Source organism: Streptomyces sp. NPDC059906 (assembly GCF_042730645.1).
GTDB lineage: Bacteria > Actinomycetota > Actinomycetes > Streptomycetales > Streptomycetaceae > Streptomyces > Streptomyces rubrogriseus.
Genome location: NZ_JBHWKU010000070.1, coordinates 1 through 1,796 on the forward strand (window position 1 = coordinate 1; position 1,796 = coordinate 1,796).

2 protein-coding genes are annotated in these 1,796 nt (G+C 38.1%); both read right to left on the reverse strand.

Annotation, left to right across the window (positions count from 1 at the left end):
* Positions 1-888, reverse strand: an 888-nt coding sequence (locus ACFV9J_RS40530) for a hypothetical protein (protein ID WP_380830762.1), incomplete at its 3' end; no start/stop codon positions are given.
* 90 nt (positions 889-978) lie between these two features.
* Positions 979-1,152 carry a hypothetical protein gene (locus ACFV9J_RS40535; RefSeq protein WP_375839303.1) on the reverse strand — a complete coding sequence of 58 codons (174 nt, stop codon included), beginning with the start codon at positions 1,150-1,152 and terminating at the stop codon, positions 979-981.
* Positions 1,153-1,796: the final 644 nt, after the last annotated feature.

Consider the following 1,796-nt stretch of genomic DNA (forward strand, 5'->3'; position numbering starts at 1 on the left):
ATACTGGAGAAACGAAATTGTGTTTTCAAAATTGTCATTTTCGACATGATAACTTTTCTCGTAGTGTGGTTTTGCCGAACCCACTACTTTTTTTATGTCTCCGAACTTCATTTCTTCCCGTTCCGGCTTAACAATCCCTTTTGATTTTCGATACATATTCATTCCGGAAGGATACATGTGCAGCCGTCCGCCTTTTAAAAATTTCTTTTCCCGACCTTCTACGATCTTTGTTTGCACCTCACAGCCCTCTGAAGCCACTTTTAAGGCTGTTTCCCTGTCTTGGACATCTTCTAGGTCTATATCAGTCAAATAAGCGCTCAAATAGGCTCCTATGTTGTCTATATCCTTTAATGACTTGATTGTTACAAATCCTAAACCCCATAGACTCCTTAATTCAGCATTTTTAATATAAATCTTATCCAAATCATTAAAGCGCATTAAAACATGACAATGCCAGGCTCCACGTCCTTGTGGCTCTACCACCGATAAATAATCTATCGAACTTTCTTTCTTGTATTTATAACGCAACCTGTCGATAAAATTTTGAAAATCACTATAAAGTTTTTTCGTGTCCGTCATATTTTTCTTGTATGTCAAAGTTATATGTAATTCATTTGGCCGTCCTATAAAATTGTTATTTATCAAATAACGCAGCTTCTTAAAGGTTTGTCTCAAAGAATTATAATTTTCCTGCCGATTTTCCGAATGCTCGAACTCCCGGATCTCCCCAGTAGAGAGGTCTACAAACCTATCCTTGTCCAATTTTTTGATATTATTTTTCCGGTTCATCTTCTCCATATGCTGAACTTCAATGACGTGATTCATAGTGGTCACTTTTACAACATCATTTGGAGCTATGAAAACCGCGTCACCATTGCGTTTATCCATCCATTTCCCCTCAATTTTTCCTGTAATGTTTAATTAAAATCAAGTTAATAATAAAGAACCCCAAATCCGAAGTCAGTTTTTCAACAAAAATTAGCGTCCTTTTCCCAAATAGTCCCTATACAATTCCTTAATAGCAAACTCAATTACAGCATCTTTTGAAACTCTTCCAAATTCATTGTGTTTTGTAAAATGTTCGGCTAATAACTCTAGCTTTTTAAATGTTTCAACAGTAATTCGAGGTCCAATTTGTTTTTTCTCTTCCATCCAAACACACTCCTAACAAGTTGTTAACATAATTCTAACATTGGAAATAATAGAATTCAAGAACAGAAAAAAGAAGCACACTCGGAATGATATTTCGTTTCCTTTTGATTCCGAGCCTCCACCCCTTACAATCCCCAAAGGCAACCGACAAGGGAAAATTCGTCCCTTATCGGCACCTCCGGAAATTGTACAGCAAGGGGTCACTCCCAATAAAAAGACTACGACATATAAAACAGGTTTAGCTTCAGAGAAAAAGAGCATAAGGAAACTCGGTGCCACCCTAAAAAAAAGGGTGTCAAACAGGCTGTGCCTGTTGAGTTTCTATGCTCTTAGAACAGGTGCCGTTTTTGAAGCCAAAGATATAGCATAGATACCCCATAGATATAGCAGGGATATACCAAAATATCTCTAGAGATACGGGTATCTATGCTATATCTCTCTACAAGATTCCTCCACACGCTTGACGGAAATGCTTCAGCATTTTAGCACTCACTCGACAGAGTGTATAAGTGCGCCATTCGGAATTTCAAAGCTTCAAATTTCACAGAGAGTGCCCATTTATACACACCCCCTAAATCGTGGTGTGACAATGGGTTCTCGCCGGCTCGAAATCGGTTTGTCATTCTGACAAATAACCCTTCGGG

Bases quoted from the DNA above. Each gene is read 5' to 3' on its own strand.
- ACFV9J_RS40535 (WP_375839303.1), bottom strand. From the start codon at position 1,152: ATGGAAGAGAAAAAACAAATTGGACCTCGAATTACTGTTGAAACATTT.